Origin of the sequence: Staphylococcus sp. FSL W8-0271 (genome assembly GCF_038006605.1) — a bacterium.
Taxonomy (GTDB): Bacteria; Bacillota; Bacilli; order Staphylococcales; family Staphylococcaceae; genus Staphylococcus; species Staphylococcus cohnii.
The window spans coordinates 716,848-735,274 of sequence record NZ_JBBOVM010000001.1; the positions used below are offsets into that span (position 1 = coordinate 716,848).

An 18,427-nucleotide genomic window follows, 5' to 3' on the forward strand; every position below is an offset into this window, starting at 1 on the left:
ATAATTATATGAAAAAGGAGGCAACTAAATGAAAAGAACTTGGCTTTTTTTAATTATTGCTACTATTATGATTTGTATGTTAATAACTGGGTGCTCCAACTCTAACAGTGAAAATAATCATAGTGAAAAAGATGCTAGCAATAAGGATGATAATAAGAAAGAAATACATATTTCAGCAGCAGCAAGTTTAACAGATGTCACTAAAGATTTAGAACAAGCATTTAATAAAAAACATAAAAATGCAAAAATCACATTTAATTATGGCGGATCAGGAGCCCTGAGACAACAAATTGAGAAGGGGGCACCTGTAGATGTATTTATGTCTGCAAATACAAAAGATATTGATGCATTAGCCAAACAAGCTCAAAATAAATATGAATACGCACAAAATGATTTAGTACTTATAGGTGAATCTAATAGTACATATAAGAATGTGTCTGATTTAAAGCAAGGTGAAAAATTAGCTATAGGTGAGGCTAAATCTGTGCCTGCAGGTAAATATGCTGAGCAATACTTAAAAGATCATCAATTGTATGAGGATGTTAAACCACATTTAGTCTTTGCCAAAGACGTGCGACAAGTATTAAATTATGTTGAAAAAGGCAATGCCCAATTAGGTTATGTTTATAAAACAGATTTATATCAAAGTCAAAAAAATGGTGATAGTAATGTGAAAGAAATTCAAACAGCTGAGTTAAAACAACCTATCACATATAAGTCAGCGGCGATTTCAGATAAAAAGTTAGCAATAGCATGGGTTGAATTTTTAAAAACAGATGAAGCACAAGAAATTTTAAAAAAATATAAATTCAAAGTATAGGAGGTAGCAAAAATGCCAGATGTCACGCCATTTTGGATATCATTGAGGGTCGCGGTTATCAGCACGATTATCGTTACGATATTAGGTGTTTTTATATCAAGATGGTTGTATAAGCGTCGTGGCTTTATAACGAGACTTTTGGAAAGTTTCATTGTGTTACCAATTGTGTTACCTCCAACAGTGATGGGTTTTATTTTACTGATTATATTTTCACCTCGTAGTGTGATTGGTAGGTTTTTTAGCGATTTTTTACATTTGCCAGTTGTATTTACTTTAACTGGTGCCATATTTGCATCTATCATTGTAAGCTTTCCGTTAATGTATCAGCATACTGTACAAGGGTTTCGGAGCATAGATCCTAAGATGTTGAATACAGCAAGAACAATGGGCGCAAGTGAAAGTAAAATATTTTTTAAATTGGTTTTACCGTTATCTAAGCGTTCAATACTTGCTGGTGTAATGATGAGTTTTGCGCGGGCAATTGGAGAATTTGGTGCTACGTTAATGGTAGCAGGCTATATTCCCAACAAAACCAACACGTTACCTTTAGAAATATACTTTTTAGTAGAGCAAGGGAAAGAAAATCAAGCATGGTTATGGGTGATTGTATTGGTTGCATTTGCGGTCACTGTAATTGGTACAATCAATTTATTGAATAAAGATGGTTATCGGGAGGCTCGTTAATGCTAAATATATCTTTGAATCATCTTTTAAATAATACGCAATTACATGTGAAAATAGATGACACTACACCTAAAATCTATGCCATTAAAGGACCTTCAGGTATAGGGAAAACAACAATTTTAAATATGCTTGCTGGTTTACAACAACCAGATCAAGCGTTTATAAAGATTAACGACCATATATTGACAGACACTACTTCAAATGTTGATGTGAAGATTCAAAAACGCAATATAGGTTATTTATTTCAAGATTATCAATTATTTCCAAATATGACTGTGTTTCAAAATATCACTTTTATGACACAGTACTCTCAGCACATAGATAATTTAATGAATCAACTAAATATTGTTCACTTAAAAGATAAATATCCAATACGTTTATCAGGTGGTGAATCTCAACGTGTTGCATTAGCTAGAACTTTAAGTACTAAACCAGACTTGATGTTACTAGATGAGCCGTTTTCTAGTTTAGATGATGCAACGAAAGAAGAAAGTATTTTGTTAGTAAAACGAATTTTTAAATTATGGAATATACCTATTATCTTTGTTACACATTCGCAATATGAAGCTGAAATATTGGCACACGAAATTATTAATATAGGGTGATATGTAGTTATAGTTTATGTGCAGTTGAGTAATAAATATAATCACATTTATAAATAAGTAGGGGTGATGCAGTGATTATCGAATTTTTAGGAACTTCTGGAGGTATACCAACACTTTATCAATCAGTTTCACAGCATAAAGATGCACAAAAAAGAACAGGGCCTGGTATCTTCATTCATGATTTACAATTACTCATCGACACTTCAGAAGATATATTTCAACAACTAAGACAATCAAAAATTGGTGATATAAAATATGGCATTTACTCTCATTGGCATCCAGATCACACGATGGGGATTAGGATATGGGAAACACTCAATTTTGATTTTATTCACAAAATACCTAAGTCCAAAACGACGACGGTTTATATTACAACTCAAGAAGTGGAAGATTTTAAAGCATATTTTGCACGTTGGGAATATGTTCAATATTTAGAATCATTAGGTGTAATTAACCTGGTAATTGTTGACAATGATGCAGAAATTAGTTTTGATGGTACAACGATAGAATGGATTCAATTAGCAGAACAATTCGCGTTTGGTTTTTATTTAACTATAAATACCAAACGTATACTTATTATTCCAGATGAAATTAAAGACTTTCGACCAACGGAGAAGTTGAAAAAAGTTGATGTTGCTATTTTACCTTTTGGTAGCAATGAAGTTAATCCTATAACTAATGAACGTATTCATCCAAAAGGTATGTTAAATGCTTTAGGAGAGGCGACATTTGATGAATGTGTGACTATTGCTAAAGCTATTAATGCTAAGCATACATATTTTACCCATATTGAAGCTACTGAAAGTTTAACAAAGACACAAATTAAACAACTAGAAGAGCAATTAGCAGAAGATGGCTTAAAATCAACCATTGCATTTGATGGATTGAAAATTCAAATTTAAATAATGATTAGTGACTTTAATGACAAAAATCAAAGTATTAGTAATCACCATAAATGTATCATTATTTCTTTTGAAACTGTTTTGCGATAAAGAGTAGGAATATGAAATCACTATCTATATTTGATTTCGTTCTTACTCTTTTATTTTGTTAAGTTTTGTATTGCTAATATGAATAAAAGTGGCATATAGGATTTTCGCATAATGAATTTAAACCGTTGTTACATAGACCGTCAAGATTTATAATGAAAATAATGATGCAAAGTGAGGGGGTTCATAGTGAGTGTAGAGCGTTTTTCAAGACAAATGTTATTTAAACATATAGGAACATCTGGGCAAGAGAAAATTATGAATGCACATGTGTTAATTATAGGTATGGGAGCTTTAGGCACACACCTAGCAGAAGGATTAGTAAGAGCTGGTGTAGGTGAACTAACAATTGTAGATAGAGATTATATTGAATATAGTAATTTACAACGCCAAACGATGTATACAGAAATAGATGCAGCAGATAAATTACCAAAAGTAGTTGCAGCAGAACGCAATTTAATGGCTATACGTCAAAATTTGAGATTGCATATACATATTGCACATGTCGATCGGTTATTTTTAGAATCAAACGCACAAGATGTACAACTTATTTTAGATGCAACTGATAATTTTGAAACGAGACAATTGATAAATGATTTTGCGTATAAAGCTGGTATACCATGGATTTATGGTGGTGTTGTACAAAGTACTTATGTGGAAGCGACGTTTATACCTGAACAAACACCTTGTTTTAACTGTTTGATCCCACAGCTACCTGCTATTAATATGACTTGTGATACAGTAGGCGTCATTCAGCCAGCAGTCACTATGACGACCAGTTTACAATTAAAAGATGCGTTGAAAATATTAACAGGCGCAACAATTGCACCTAAAGTTACTTATGGTGATATTTGGGAAGGCACACATTTTACATTTGGATTTAAAAAATTGCAAGATAGCGCTTGTAAAACTTGTGGCACACAACCAACATATCCGTATCTCAATACAACACAAAGGCAATTTGCAACTTTATGTGGAAGGGATACTGTTCAATATGAAAACCCTGAAATTTCCCAGGAAATGTTGGAAACATTTTTGCAACGACAAGAGATTCCATATCAACGCAACCCTTACATGTTACATTTTAAATATAAAGCACATAGAATAGTTAGCTTTAAAGGCGGAAGATTATTGATTCATGGTATGACTAACCCACAACAAGCGATGACGTTAATCAACCAATTATTTGGCTAAGGAGGTTCAATATGCATACAAATGTTAAACTTGATAGAAATATTAAATGTGCAGTATTAACAGTTTCTGATACAAGAGATTATGAAACAGATAAAGGTGGTAAATTAGTTAAAGAGTTACTTTCAACATTAAACGTTACGATTACAGAATCACATTATAAGATTGTTAAAGATGAACAAACTGTAATTACTGAGCAATTAAAGCATTGGTTAGCAGAGGATATTGATGTCATTATCACTACAGGTGGAACTGGTATAGCACAAAGAGATGTAACGATAGAGGCTGTATCTAGTCTGATTACTAAAGAAATCGAAGGATTTGGAGAATTATTTAGATATTTAAGTTATGCAGAAGATGTTGGGACACGTGCGCTATTATCTCGAGCAATTGCAGGTACCGTAAATGATAAATTGATTTTTAGTATACCTGGCTCTACGGGCGCAGTGAAATTAGCATTGAATAAGCTCATTAAACCAGAACTGAATCATTTAGTTCAAGAGATTACAAAATAATTAGAGCCCAACGTTTATATGTTCGTTGGACTCTATCACTTACATATTAATATTTACGACAGTTATCTTTTGTAATCACCGGATTTGCCGCCTGTTTTTGAGAGTAGGTAAGTTTCGCCAATGACCATGCCTTTATCTAACGCTTTTGTCATATCATAAACTGTAAGTGCTACAGCTGAAGCGGCAGTGAGTGCTTCCATTTCCACACCAGTTTTTCCAGTTGTAGAGACGGTTGCCTGTATATTTAAAATGAATGCTTGTGCTTTTTTTTGCCAATCAAATGTGATATCTATACCAGTTAAAGGTAACGGATGACACATTGGTATAATATCAGCAGTATTTTTTGCAGCCATAATACCAGCAATTTGAGCAGTATTCAGTACATTTCCTTTTTGGTTAGTGTGATCAACGATTTGTTCATAAATCTCTGGATTTACCGTTATACTTGAATGCGCAGTAGCTGAGCGTTTTGTTATGTTTTTATCAGAAACGTCTACCATTTTTGCATTCCCTTGTTTGTTAATATGCGTAAATTCAGTCAATGTATCCCTCCTAATCGTGTTCTAGTATATCATGAAATTATTAATTATAAGGAGTAGATTTGCGATGCCTGTAGAGAAAAGAAACCCAATTCCAGTGAGTGAAGCAATTCAACGTGTGATAAACCAAGAAATTTTTATGGATAGAACCACTCTACCCTTAGCGGAAAGCTTAAATTACATTTTAGCTGAAGATATTGTAGCGACCCATGAGATACCAAGGTTTGATAAATCACCATATGATGGTTTTGCGTTAAGAAGTATTGATACAAAAGGTGCAAGCGGTGACAATCGCATTAAATTTAAAGTTATTGACCACATTGGAGCAGGATCAGTTTCAACTAAAACAGTTGGAGCATTTGAAGCCGTGAGAATTATGACAGGTGCACAAATACCTGAAGGTGCTGATGCCATCGTTATGCTTGAACAAACTGTCGAAGGTGAACAAGATTTTACAATAAGAAAAACATTTAGCGCAAATGAGAATATTTCGATAAAAGGTGAAGAAACAAAGGTTGGAGATGTTTTATTAGAAAAAGGTCAATGTGTTAATCCAGGGGCAATAGCTGTTTTAGCAACATATGGTTATACAGAAGTTCCGGTTTTTGAAAAACCTAGCGTGGCTGTTATCGCTACAGGAAGTGAATTATTGGATGTTGGAGATGATTTAAAACCAGGAAAAATTCGTAATTCAAACGGTCCTATGATAACTGCTTTAGCAAAAAAGCATCACTTAGAAGTCAACGCTTATAAAATTCAACAAGATGATTTGAATAGTAGTATTCAGGTGATGCGTGAAGCTATGGCTGAGCATGATATTGTAATCACTACTGGCGGTGTATCTGTAGGTGATTTTGATTATTTGCCTCAAATTTATGAAGCGGTCAATGCGCAAGTGTTGTTTAACAAAATTGCCATGCGCCCCGGTAGTGTAACTACAGTAGCTGTTGCTAATAATAAATATTTATTTGGATTATCAGGTAATCCATCTGCTTGTTTCACTGGCTTTGAACTCTACGTCAAACCTGCAATACAGCACATGATGGGCGCTAAAGCTATATATACACAAATTGTACAAGCTACACTTATGGTAGACTTTAAAAAGCCCAATCCATTTACAAGATTTATTCGAGCAACAGTGACTTTTAATGGTAAAGAGATGACAGTGGTACCATCAGGATTTAATAAGTCTGGTGCAGTAGTAGCTATTGCACATAGCAATGCAATGATTGTGTTACCAAGCGGTACAAGAGGATATCAAAAAGGTCATACAGTTGATGTCATTTTAACTGAATCGCAAACATACGAAGTGGACACTACGCTATGATATTACAAATTGTAGGCTATAAAAATTCAGGGAAAACGACATTGATGACACATGCAGTGAAATTTTTAAAATTGCATGGTTTTTGCGTAGCAACGATTAAACATCATGGGCAACATGATTTAAATCTATCAGATATTGAACTACAAATGGATACTGTTGACCACATGAAACATTTTAATGCTGGTGCCGATCAAAGTATTGTTCAAGGGCACCATCTACAACAAACAGTTACACGAATTGAAAAACAAAGGCTGGATGAAATCATTGATAAATCTGTTACAATAGACAGTGACATCATTTTAGTAGAAGGATTCAAAGAAGCAAATTATGATAAAGTGCTGATATATCGTGATGACGCCGATTACCAACAGCTAAATAAATTATCAAATATTCAGTACGATATTAATATTGAACAACCATTAGCACTTCAAAAATTTGAACAATGGTTATTATCTTTCGTTAATGAAAAAGGAATGGATTGAATGAAACAATTTGAGGTTGTAAACGAGCCAATAGCCACAGAACAATATCGTCAGTATGTGCTCAATGAACATCAAGGCGCCGTTGTTATTTTCACAGGTCATGTACGTGAGTGGACACAGGGAGTCAAAACAGAATATTTGGAGTATGAAGCTTATATACCTATGGCAGAAAAAAAGTTGGCACAAATAGGTGATGAGATTTCACAAAAGTGGCCGGGGACAAAAACGGCTATTGTGCATAGAATTGGGCCACTAGCGATATCAGATATTGCAGTATTGATAAGTGTTTCATCGCCACATAGAAAAGATGCTTATCGTGCTAACGAATATGCTATTGAACGTATTAAAGAGTTAGTACCCATTTGGAAAAAAGAGATTTGGGAAGATGGTGCTGAATGGCAAGGTCACCAACATGGTAGCCATGAGGATGCAGTTGGAGGGGAAAAGTTATGAAAGTATTATACTTTGCGGAAATCAAAGAAGTTTTGGGTAAAAGTTCAGAAGACATTGACTTAAGTTATGATATTACCGTTGATGAATTTGTAACAGATTTGTTTGAGCGTTATCCTAATATTAATAACAAAAAGTTTCAAATTGCAGTTAATGAAGAATTTGTCAAAGGTGATGATATCGTAACGTCTAATGATACTGTAGCGTTGATACCACCAGTTAGTGGAGGGTAATAGACATATGAAAGCAATTATATTAGCTGGAGGACAATCAGAAAGATTTGGTAAACCAAAAGCGTTTGCAAAGATTATCACACAAATGTTTTACAAACGTATCGTTGAAGTTTTAGAAGCTACTAATATGTTTAATGAAATAATTATTAGTACGAATGAAACATTAGCACATGAATTTGATCATAATAATATTGTTATCGATCATGCTAAAAACAAAGGTAAAGGTCCACTGGTTGGTATTTACTCAGTAATGAGACGACATTCAGACGAAACGCTTTTCTTTGTCATATCTGTAGATACACCTATGATTACACAAAAAGCAATAAGTAAATTGTATCAATTTATGGTGGAACATTTAATAGAAGATCAACTAGATATCGCCGGTTTCCAAGAAGATGGAATGCCTATTCCAACGATGGCTTTTTACAGCCCGCATACTTTATCTTTTATAGAATCAGCATTGGAATCAGGAGATTACAGCCTTAAGAATGTCTATTCAAAAGTCAAAAGTGATTGGTTAGATGTGCGTGAAATTGGTTCATCTGATTATTGGTACAAAAATATTAACTATCAACAAGACTTAATAGATTTACATCATGACATTATGAATAGATAGGGGGCTGATCAAATGGTAGAACAAATAACTGATAAACTTGGACGTCCAATTCGAGATTTGAGGTTGTCAGTTACAGATCGTTGCAATTTTCGTTGTGACTATTGTATGCCAAAAGAAATATTTGGCGATGACTTTGTTTTCCTACCCAAAGATGAATTACTCACTTTTGATGAAATGGTACGTATTGCTAAAGTTTATACACGTTTAGGAGTCAAAAAAATACGTATTACAGGTGGAGAGCCTTTATTAAGAAGAGATTTATATAAATTAATTTATGAGTTGAACCAACTTGATGGTATAGAAGATATTGGTTTAACCACTAATGGTTTATTATTAAAAAAACACGGCCAAAAATTATATGATGCTGGTTTAAGACGTCTTAATGTGAGTTTAGATGCGATTGATGACAAAGTGTTCCAAGCTATAAACAATCGAAATATTAAAGCTTCCACGATTTTACAACAAATAGATTATGCAGTCTCAATAGGTTTTCATGTAAAAGTAAATGTAGTTGTTCAAAAAGGTGTGAATGATGATCAAATTTTACCTATGATTCAATATTTTAAAGACAAAGATATTGAAATACGTTTTATTGAGTTTATGGACGTCGGCAATGATAATGGTTGGGATTTCAGTAAGGTTGTAACAAAAGATGAAATGTTAAAAATGGTAGAGTCATCATTTGATATAGAACCTGTGGAACCCAAATATTTTGGTGAAGTCGCAAAATATTATCGACATAAAGATAATGGTGCTAAGTTTGGTCTGATTACAAGTGTGTCTGAATCATTCTGTTCTACATGTACACGTGCGAGATTATCATCAGATGGTAAGTTTTATGGTTGTCTATTTAGTACCGTGGACGGGTTTAATGTGAAATCATTTATGCGATCTGGTGTGTCAGATGAGGCATTGTTTGAACAGTTTAAAGCTTTATGGAATATTCGTGATGATAGATATTCAGATGAACGTACAGCGCAAACAGTAGCCAATAGACAACGTAAAAAAATCAACATGAACTATATTGGTGGCTGATTTATTAGCTATTAGCATTTATGGAAACTGAACTTTTGACCATAAGTATGACGATCAGTTATTAAATATTTAAAATAACTAATTATTTTATAATCATAATCACTATTGTGATTATTCAAAAAATATTATGAGTAGGAAATAATTCAAAGATTCAATTTGAATTATCTTCTACTCTTTTTTATTATAATTTGAACTCATATCTTATGTGAAATGAGTTCAAAAATGTAGAAAGATATTTTTATATGAAAATGTATTATACATAAGTATTTTTTTAACGATTAAAGATAATGAACAATAGAAAAATATTACCATAATCAATTGTAGCTATATAAAAACTTTACAATAGTAAAATTTATTTATCTGTTTCTTTTAAAATAATATATTTAATGAAGAAAGTGTTATATAATATTTTAAAAGCTTATTCATTATATAAAGCCAATACTAACAATGAAAGTAAATCATGAGGAGGCCAAATTTATGGAAAGTAAAGCATCATTTTATATTACATCTGAGAGGGCTTTAAGTCAGTTAAAACATTGGTTGAAGTCAGTTCACCGTCTATCTATCGAAGAATTTGTAGTGTTGTTTAAAGTTTATGAAGCTAATAAAATTAGTGGAAAAGAATTAAGAGATACCTTACATTTTGAAATGTTATGGGACACTAGTAAAATAGATGTGATTATAAGAAAGATTTATAAAAAAGAATTGATCTCAAAAGTTCGATCAGAAACAGATGAAAGACAAGTGTTCTATTATTATACTGATGAACAGTTAAAAGTAATAGATGATATTATAAAAGAAATTGAAAACATAAAAGTAGCTTAATTATTAAAGTTGCAATTAGATGACCATTAACGACAATGAGATAAATAAGAGATAAGCCAAGTGCTATACTAGCATTTGGTTTTTTTAATAAACTTTAAATATACGATTATTCAAGCCCAGTAATAACTTTGAAATAACTAGTATTCAAAGTTAAATATATAAAGTAGATACTAAAGGGTTCGTATTTAAAATGAGTACAAAAAAACTGCCAACAAAATAGTTTTGTTGACAGCTAAAGCAAATAATTTACAGTAACTTTAACTTATTGTTTTATGAAAAAATTAATAGGTATTCATGTGTTTGACTTTTCTACCGTGAACGAAGTAATAAATAATACCAGTAATTAAAACCAATACGCCCATAATAGCGTATAATTGAGCGAATGAAACTGTAGATGTTACAAAGCCTAATACATAAGGTCCAAAGCCTAACCCTAAGTCTAAACCGATAAAGTAGGTTGAGGTAGCAATACCGTATTTAGCTGGTGGAGATACTTTGATTGCAATAGCTTGCATACAAGATGAAATATTGCCGTAACCAGCGCCAAGGAGTAATCCAGCAAGAATTAATAACCAACTATTATTTGTAATACTTAATGTTAAAAATGTAAGGATTAAAAAGACAAAAGCAGGATAAGCGATGACGTTTTCGTTTTTGAGGTCCATCATTCTACCAGCAATTGGTCTTGTAATGAGTGATGCAATAGCATAAAAAATAAAGAAATAACTAGATATTGTAACTAAATTGATTTCTTGAGCGAAAAATTGTAAAAATGTCAGAATAGACGAATAAGATAATCCTGCAAGGAGCATAATAATTGCCACAGGTAATGCCTCTTTGGCGATATAATTATTAATATTAAATTTTTTGCTTTCAGTTGTTTGTGTTTTCGGTATATCAGTAGTTATATCGATATCTAACTTAATGAAAAATGAAATGATAAAACTGATGATACCGCACATTAAACAAAGTAAAAATAACAATTGAATTGGGAATGTATTAATAAGTAAAAGGCCAAAAAATGGGCCGATTGCAGCGCCTATAACTAAACTTAAAGAAAACAAGCTAATACCTTCACTTTTTCTCTCTTGTGGTGTTGCATAAGCAGCAATTGTCCCCGTTGCTGTCGTAGTAACCCCAGTAGCAATACCGTTAACTAATCTCGTGAACATTAGAACAGCCAAGGCACCTTCTATAAAATAAAGTAGTTGTGTGATGATTAATAAGATTAAACCGATGATTAAAATACGTTTAGGACCTATTTTATTAACGTACTTTCCAGTGATAAATCGTCCAATTAAAGAACCAATAATAAATAATCCAGATACGAGTCCCGCCATACTGTCTGACGCATGATATTCAGTTTTTGTATAACTCGCTATGATGACGATAAGCAAATACATGCATAAGTAAACTAAAAAGTTAGTAATAAAATTGATATTAAAGTTTTTTGTCCAAATTGGTGACTTCATCGATGCTGTTTGATTCATGTTAAAATTCCTCCATTTCCAAAATTTGCTCGTGAATAAGTTGAAGTGATTTTGTAATGTGTTCAAGTTCTGAAACAGATAAACCTGTATTTTTAATAATTTCGTCTTGCACTTTATCTACACGTGAACTGATATTTTTATAAAGGTTTTCTCCTTTTGGAGAAAGTGAAAGCCATTTTTCTCGTTTATCTGTACCTGTTTCAACAGTTAATAGAGATTTTTCAGAAAGTACTTTTAGTATTTTTCTTGTGGTAGGCTTCTCAATAGAACGTCGCTTTGAAATTTGTACTAGAGTGGTCGGTGCATTGTAGGAAATATCTTTTAAAACGAGCCACTGTGCAGGATATAGCTCAAATGATTCAAAGATAGGTTGGAACATTTTTGTATACGGTCTATAAATTGCGATGATGTTATCAAATACAAATTTATTTTGCATGAAAGCATACCTCCGAAAATGGTTAGCAAAGCTAACTTAATTTTGAACAAGTTATATTTTAGTCCATTTGGACAGGGAAATCAATACCTATTTATTAAATGATGCGCTTTAATCTCTGAATAAAAATAAATTTATAATCTCAATTTAAATCATTATAATGGGTTATCAGAAGTAAACGTGTATACAATTTGTTAAAATAAATGTAAAGGAAAAATAGGGGGATAAAGGTATGCAAGATTTAAAGTTAGATCATATCGTTCATTATGTACAACAATTAGATAATTTCAAATTCCCAGGTCATTTATTTACACTATATCAAGGTGGTAAACATGAGAAATTAGGCACATACAATCGTTTAGCCTACTTAAATAATGCTTACATTGAATTATTAGATATTTATAAACCAGAGAAATTGCAAAAAATTGTAAAAAGTGAAGAAGGTCGAGTGTCATTTCCTTCGAAAATTGTTCAAGATCATTATAAAGAAGGATTAAAAACAATCGCATTTCAAACGCAAGATATTACCAAATTAAAAGAAACGCTGGAATCACAAAATATAGATGTCATAGGCCCTGTTGAAATGCAAAGAGAAAACACAAAAGGAGAAAAGACTACATGGCGCTTGTTATATATAGCTGATCCTGATTATAGGGTGAAGCCGCCATTTTTTATTCAATGGAATGAAGATATTGAAGCAAGAGAAGAAAAGTTAAACCCATTACGCCAAAATGCTTTTAGCATAAAAAGTATTGAAATTAATAGTACAGAAAGAGCACATACGGTTGAGAAATGGCAACAGTGGTTTGGAATGGAGATCGTTAACAACACAGAAACATGCACGACATTAAAATTGAAAAACGATGATATTGTATATCATATATATGATGGTGAATATTCGGGTTATAAAGCAGTCACTTTGAAAGATGATAATACAACTTCACCATATACATTAATCATTAGAGGGCTTAAGTACAAAGTTGAAGCAGATTAATAAATGTAAACATACATACTATGTGCAATAACAATGATGTGTATCAAAGAAATTATTAGTGTTAAAATAGTTAAGTAAGTTCCCCATTTATTGTTATTAGATAAAAGTAGTAAATAACCCGTTACTACAAATGTAAAAACAGCGAGAATAATTCTTAAACTTAGGTATGAAACATTAAAAGTTGTATTAAATGTTTGGATTACAAAAATTAAATTTATTAAAAAAAGTAATGACAAGATAATGATACGCACAAGAACACCTCATTTCGTATATTATTATATCAAATAATGGGAAATGATGTGAAAGAATGTGTGAAGCAATGTATAATAACAAAGTATGTAATGGTAAAAGGAGATATCAGTTTTATGGAAAAGATGAATATAACGAACCAAGCGCACGATGCCTTTGTTAAAGCGCACCCTCAAGGTGACTTATTACAATTAACAAAGTGGGCAGAAACAAAGAAATTGACTGGCTGGTACTCAAAGCGTATCGCAGTAGGTGAAGATGGTAAAATTTTAGGTGTGGCGCAGTTATTATTTAAAAAGGTTCCTAAATTACCTTATACGCTATGCTATATTTCAAGAGGTTTTGTAACGGATTATAGTAATAAATTAGCATTAGAAACATTGCTAGAATACGCAATTCAAATTGCAAAAGAAGAAAAAGCTTATACAATTAAAATTGATCCTGATGTTGAAGTAGATAAAGGTGCTGATGCACTATCAAATTTAAGAGCATTAGGGTTTAAACACAAAGGTTTTAAAGAAGGACTTTCGAAAGATTATATTCAACCAAGAATGACAATGATAACACCGATTGATAAAAACGATGATGCGTTAATTCAAAGTTTTGAAAGACGTAATCGTTCAAAAGTAAGGTTAGCATTAAAGCGTGGTACTAAAGTAGAACGTTCTGATAGAGAAGGTTTGAAAACATTTGCAAAGTTAATGAAAATCACTGGCGAAAGAGATGGCTTTTTAACAAGAGATATTAGCTATTTCCAAAACATATACGATGCTTTACATCCAGATGGAGATGCGGAATTATTTTTAGTGAAATTGGAACCTAAACCAGTCCTTAAAGATTTACGTCAAGACTTAGCACAATTAGAAGCGGAAAAAGAAAAGCTAGCTGAAAAAAAACAAGATAAAAAGACATTAAATAAAATAAACGATGCTGACAATAAAATGAAAAAAACACAAGAACTCATTAATGAAATGGAAGCGTTAGAAGCTAAGCACCCAGAAGGATTATATTTATCAGGTGCATTGCTCATGTTTGCTGGGAATAAATCCTACTATCTTTATGGTGCATCATCTAATGACTACCGAGACTTCTTGCCAAATCATCACATGCAATTTGCTATGATGCAATACGCTCGCGAGCATGGCGCAAAAACATATGATTTTGGTGGTACAGATAATGATCCAGACAAGGAATCAGACCATTATGGATTATGGGCATTTAAGAAAGTATGGGGAACGTATTTAAGTGAAAAAATAGGTGAATTTGATTACGTGTTAAATAAACCATTATATCAAGTTATTGAAAATGTTAAGCCGAAGTTGACTAAGACTAAAATTAAACTTTCACGTAAATTAAAACGTAAATAGTTTTGTTTGTAATTTTGTAAAAAGTAGACACGTTATAAAGTTTTAATATGCAATTTAAACTTTATAACGTGCATTTTTTATGAGTTTAGAAAATACATAGATATGACTATACATAAAGAAAATAAATGCAATATTGAATTAAAATGATATTTGAGAGGAGAAAAGATATGATTAAAAAACTATTGCAGTTTTCGTTGGGAAATAAATTTGCAATCTTTCTTATGGTATTGCTGGTCATTTTAGGTGGTGTTTATTCAAGTGCGAAAATGAAACTTGAATTATTGCCTGATGTTGAACCTCCAGTGATTACTGTACAAACAACCATGCCTGGTGCTACACCAGAAACGGTAAAGGATGACATTAGTGATAAAATTGATGACCAAATAAGGTCAATGGCAAGTGTTAAAAATGTTAATGCACAATCTATTCAAAATGCTTCTATGGTTTCTGTTGAATATGAAAATGGCACAGACATGGATAAAGCTGAAAATGATTTAAAGAAAGAACTTGATAAAATTAAGTTTGAAGAAGGCGTTGAAGAACCAGAATTAACAAGGAATTCAATGAATGCTTTTCCAATTGTGGCTTATTCTTTTACTACAAATGATAATAATTTAAAAGATACAACCAAAAAAGTTAATAATCAGTTACTACCTAAACTTCAAACAATCAATGGCGTACAAAATGCACAATTGAATGGACAGACATCGAGAGAAGTTTCAATTAAATTTGATCAAGAAAAATTGCAAGATAGAGGATTAACTGTCGATAGTGTGGAACAATTCTTAAAGAGTGCAACTAGTGAAACCCCATTAGGGTTATTCCAGTTTGGTAAAACTGAAAAATCAGTGGTAATTGATGGCCAATTCACTTCAGTAAATGCATTGAAAAACCTTGAAATTCCATTATCAGCTTCAAGCATGAGTGCTCAAGGTAGCAACGATGGAAGTGCAAATCAGGGTGCTAGTGCGCAAAGTTCATCACAAGACGGTAACATGGCAACAGCAATGCCTAGCTCAGTTGCTCAAGACGGAGAAAATAGCATGCCTTCTGTTAAACTCAAAGACATTGCAAACATCTCAGTAGGTGATGAACGACAATCAATTTCTAAAACAAATGGCAAAGATGCAGTCAATGTACAAGTGACAAAAGCACAAGATGCCAACACTGTTAAAGTAGCTAAAGACACGAAAAAAGAAATTGATGAATTTATCAAAGATAATAAAGATATAAAATCTACAAAAGTTATGGATACTGCGAAACCAATAGAAGACTCGCTATATACAATGATTGAAAAAGCAGCACTCGGTACGATTGTTGCCATAATTGTTATATTATTATTCTTAAGAAATATTAGAACAACTGCAATTTCAGTCGTTTCAATACCGATGTCTATATTAATTGCAATGGTTGCATTGAAATTAACAGATGTATCATTAAATATATTAACACTTGGTGCACTAACAGTTGCAATAGGTAGAGTTATTGATGATTCAATTGTTGTAGTTGAAAATATTTATAGACGTTTATCAGATAAAAAAGAACCATTAAGTGGCAATAAGCTCATTATTAGTGCGACGAGTGAAGTATTTAAACCAATAATGTCGTCGACAATCGTTACCATTATAGTCTTTTTACCATTGGCATTTGTCAATGGATCAGTCGGTGAGATGTTTAGACCATTTGCATTAGCGATTGCATTTAGTTTACTAGCTTCTTTACTTGTTTCGATTACCATCGTGCCTTCTTTAAGTGCTACTTTTTTCAAAAAAGGTGTTAAACAACGTAAAGAAGAAACATTAGGTATGGTAGGTAGAGGATATAAACGTATATTGCGCTGGTCATTAGCGCACAAATGGATTGTAATGATTTTAAGTACAGTTATTTTAATTGCTAGTATTGGTTTAGGTGCAGCAAAATTAGGCACTAGTTTTATCTCAACTGGGGAAGATAAATTTATGGCATTAACTTATACACCCGAGCCTGGTGAAACAGAAAAAGGGGTATTAGCACATGCTGAACAAGTACAAAAGTATTTGAACAATAAAGATAAAGTTAAAACAGTTCAGTATTCCGTTGGTGGATCAACACCAACAGACCCTACAGGTAGTTCGAATAGTATGGCTATCATGGTTGAATATGATAGTAATACACCTAATTTTGATGAAGAGCCTGATAAGGTATTAAAACATATCAACAAATATCAGCATCCTGGAGATTGGGCAAATCAAGATATGGGCACAGGTGGGACAAATAATGAATTAGCAGTCACTATTACTGGACCATCTCTTGATGCAATAAAAGGAACTGTGAATAAAATCGAAAAAGAAATGAAAAATATTCATGGAATAGCTAACGTTAAATCTGATTTATCTCAAACATACGAACAATATAATATCAAAGTCGATCAAAATAAAGCTTCTGGTTATGGCTTGTCTGCATCTCAATTAGCTATGACATTAAATCAGAATACACCTGAGCAGAGTGTCACAACCGTAAAGGAAAATGGTAAATCGATAGATGTGAAAATTAAAGAAGATAAAGAAACGGATTGGACAGAAGAAAAACTTGAAAACACTGAAATACAAACAGCTACTGGTCAAGCGATTGAATTAAGTGACATCGCAACATTAGAAAAAACAACTACGCCAAATAAAATAGAAACTAAAGCAGGAGACTATACCTCAAAAGTTTCCGGCAAAGTTACAAATGATGATGTGGGTGGAACTTCACAGAAAGTGTTATCAAAATTAAATAAAATAGATAAACCTAATAACGTAGACGTCAACATGGGAGGCGCAAATGAAGATATAGGTAACGCAGTAACGCAATTATCTATGGCGATGTTAGCAGCAATTATAATAGTTTATTTAGTACTTGTGTTAACATTTAAAGGCGCATTGGCACCTTTCACTATATTATTCTCATTACCATATACAGTTATAGGCGTTGTAGTTGCTTTAGTAGTAACTGGTGAGACAATATCTGTACCGAGCATGATCGGTATGCTTATGTTAATTGGTATTGTTGTAACCAATGCAATAGTATTAATTGACAGAGTGATAAATAAACAACAACAAGGTATGGAAATGCAAGCAGCATTGTTAGAAGCAGGCGGAACGCGTATCAGACCAATTCTCATGACAGCATTAGCAACTATTGGAGCGTTGATGCCTATGCTATTTGGTGAAGATAGTTCTATCATTATTTCAAAAGGTATGGCAGCAACTGTGGTAGGGGGATTGATTTCTTCAACCTTACTAACTTTAATAGTTGTACCAGTAATATATGAAATATTATTTACCTTAAAGGCAAAAATCTTGAAAAAACAAAAATAGAATAAAATATAATGCGGACATGCGAGATTACTACTTTTAAAGATTTCGCATGTCCACACTTATATATAATTAGGCGTTTGGAAATATAAATGATGTGAGTTTCATTCTAAGGTGATTGAGTAATGATTATTGTGTGGTATCAAAGATAATTTTTTGGAAAGTACAAGACCATGTCCTGTTCGAGGTAAGCACGTAAAGCATTACGAAGAAATATACAAAATCAGCCCCGATAAGTTTCTTATAAT

At 32.5% G+C, this 18,427-nt stretch carries 19 protein-coding genes; 16 read left to right on the forward strand and 3 right to left on the reverse strand.

Going from position 1 to position 18,427, the window contains the following annotated elements; all coding sequences use genetic code 11:
* Nucleotides 1-28: 28 nt before the first annotated feature.
* The 6 genes from modA (at nucleotide 29) to NST87_RS03390 (ending at nucleotide 4,804) form a co-directional block, all read left to right on the forward strand.
* Nucleotides 29-820 (forward strand): molybdate ABC transporter substrate-binding protein, encoded by a 792-nt coding sequence (modA, locus tag NST87_RS03365; protein ID WP_340721313.1) that lies wholly within the window; start codon nucleotides 29-31, stop codon nucleotides 818-820.
* A 12-nt stretch (nucleotides 821-832) separates the two neighbouring features.
* Nucleotides 833-1,504: a molybdate ABC transporter permease subunit gene (gene modB, locus NST87_RS03370; protein WP_019468096.1), complete on the forward strand. Its 672-nt coding sequence runs from the start codon at nucleotides 833-835 to the stop codon at nucleotides 1,502-1,504.
* On the forward strand, nucleotides 1,504-2,109 hold the full coding sequence (locus tag NST87_RS03375; protein WP_019468095.1) for an ATP-binding cassette domain-containing protein: 606 nt from the start codon (nucleotides 1,504-1,506) through the stop codon (nucleotides 2,107-2,109). Before modB ends, NST87_RS03375 begins: the two co-directional genes overlap by 1 nt.
* A 71-nt stretch (nucleotides 2,110-2,180) precedes the next feature.
* A complete protein-coding gene (locus tag NST87_RS03380) occupies nucleotides 2,181-3,011 on the forward strand; it encodes an MBL fold metallo-hydrolase (RefSeq protein WP_040029986.1) in 831 nt (276 codons plus the stop codon).
* Between the two features lie 276 nt (nucleotides 3,012-3,287).
* Nucleotides 3,288-4,292, forward strand: coding sequence for a ThiF family adenylyltransferase (locus tag NST87_RS03385; RefSeq protein ID WP_019468093.1), 1,005 nt, complete (start codon nucleotides 3,288-3,290; stop codon nucleotides 4,290-4,292).
* A gap of 11 nt (nucleotides 4,293-4,303) precedes the next feature.
* Entirely contained in the window at nucleotides 4,304-4,804 is a 501-nt protein-coding gene (locus NST87_RS03390) for a MogA/MoaB family molybdenum cofactor biosynthesis protein (RefSeq protein ID WP_019468092.1), read from the forward strand.
* Nucleotides 4,805-4,866: 62 nt separating this feature from the next.
* Here NST87_RS03390 and moaC read toward each other — a convergent pair whose 3' ends face one another.
* Nucleotides 4,867-5,346 carry a cyclic pyranopterin monophosphate synthase MoaC gene (moaC, locus tag NST87_RS03395; RefSeq protein ID WP_019468091.1) on the reverse strand — a complete coding sequence of 160 codons (480 nt, stop codon included), beginning with the start codon at nucleotides 5,344-5,346 and terminating at the stop codon, nucleotides 4,867-4,869.
* 64 nt (nucleotides 5,347-5,410) lie between these two features.
* Between moaC and NST87_RS03400 the strand changes: the two genes are divergently transcribed.
* From NST87_RS03400 to NST87_RS03430, 7 genes are all read left to right on the forward strand, one after another.
* The gene (locus NST87_RS03400) at nucleotides 5,411-6,670 is read left to right on the forward strand and encodes a molybdopterin molybdotransferase MoeA (protein ID WP_340721315.1); all 1,260 of its coding nucleotides are present in this window, start codon (nucleotides 5,411-5,413) and stop codon (nucleotides 6,668-6,670) included.
* A complete protein-coding gene (mobB, locus tag NST87_RS03405) occupies nucleotides 6,667-7,152 on the forward strand; it encodes a molybdopterin-guanine dinucleotide biosynthesis protein B (protein ID WP_040029984.1) in 486 nt (161 codons plus the stop codon). The genes NST87_RS03400 and mobB overlap by 4 nt, the downstream gene beginning before the upstream one ends.
* The gene (locus NST87_RS03410) at nucleotides 7,153-7,605 is read left to right on the forward strand and encodes a molybdenum cofactor biosynthesis protein MoaE (protein WP_019468088.1); all 453 of its coding nucleotides are present in this window, start codon (nucleotides 7,153-7,155) and stop codon (nucleotides 7,603-7,605) included.
* Nucleotides 7,602-7,835: a molybdopterin converting factor subunit 1 gene (gene moaD, locus NST87_RS03415; protein WP_019468087.1), complete on the forward strand. Its 234-nt coding sequence runs from the start codon at nucleotides 7,602-7,604 to the stop codon at nucleotides 7,833-7,835. Before NST87_RS03410 ends, moaD begins: the two co-directional genes overlap by 4 nt.
* A gap of 7 nt (nucleotides 7,836-7,842) precedes the next feature.
* A complete protein-coding gene (mobA, locus tag NST87_RS03420) occupies nucleotides 7,843-8,451 on the forward strand; it encodes a molybdenum cofactor guanylyltransferase MobA (protein ID WP_064264224.1) in 609 nt (202 codons plus the stop codon).
* A gap of 12 nt (nucleotides 8,452-8,463) precedes the next feature.
* Nucleotides 8,464-9,486, forward strand: a complete 1,023-nt coding sequence (gene moaA / locus NST87_RS03425; protein ID WP_019468085.1) for a GTP 3',8-cyclase MoaA — start codon at nucleotides 8,464-8,466, stop codon at nucleotides 9,484-9,486.
* A 477-nt stretch (nucleotides 9,487-9,963) separates the two neighbouring features.
* Nucleotides 9,964-10,311, forward strand: a complete 348-nt coding sequence (locus NST87_RS03430; RefSeq protein ID WP_019468084.1) for a transcriptional regulator, SarA/Rot family — start codon at nucleotides 9,964-9,966, stop codon at nucleotides 10,309-10,311.
* Between the two features lie 281 nt (nucleotides 10,312-10,592).
* Here NST87_RS03430 and NST87_RS03435 read toward each other — a convergent pair whose 3' ends face one another.
* Nucleotides 10,593-11,801, reverse strand: a complete 1,209-nt coding sequence (locus NST87_RS03435; protein WP_019468083.1) for an MFS transporter — start codon at nucleotides 11,799-11,801, stop codon at nucleotides 10,593-10,595.
* A 1-nt stretch (nucleotide 11,802) separates the two neighbouring features.
* Entirely contained in the window at nucleotides 11,803-12,237 is a 435-nt protein-coding gene (locus NST87_RS03440) for a MarR family winged helix-turn-helix transcriptional regulator (RefSeq protein ID WP_019468082.1), read from the reverse strand.
* Between the two features lie 229 nt (nucleotides 12,238-12,466).
* Here NST87_RS03440 and NST87_RS03445 point away from each other — a divergent pair, with 229 nt between their 5' ends.
* The 3 genes from NST87_RS03445 to NST87_RS03455 all read left to right on the forward strand — a co-directional run bounded on the left by NST87_RS03445 (nucleotide 12,467) and on the right by NST87_RS03455 (nucleotide 18,182).
* Entirely contained in the window at nucleotides 12,467-13,228 is a 762-nt protein-coding gene (locus tag NST87_RS03445; protein ID WP_019468081.1) for a VOC family protein, read from the forward strand.
* Nucleotides 13,229-13,593: 365 nt separating this feature from the next.
* Nucleotides 13,594-14,844: a lipid II:glycine glycyltransferase FemX gene (locus tag NST87_RS03450; protein WP_019468080.1), complete on the forward strand. Its 1,251-nt coding sequence runs from the start codon at nucleotides 13,594-13,596 to the stop codon at nucleotides 14,842-14,844.
* Nucleotides 14,845-15,011: 167 nt separating this feature from the next.
* The gene (locus NST87_RS03455) at nucleotides 15,012-18,182 is read left to right on the forward strand and encodes an efflux RND transporter permease subunit (protein ID WP_019468079.1); all 3,171 of its coding nucleotides are present in this window, start codon (nucleotides 15,012-15,014) and stop codon (nucleotides 18,180-18,182) included.
* Nucleotides 18,183-18,427 lie beyond the last annotated feature (245 nt).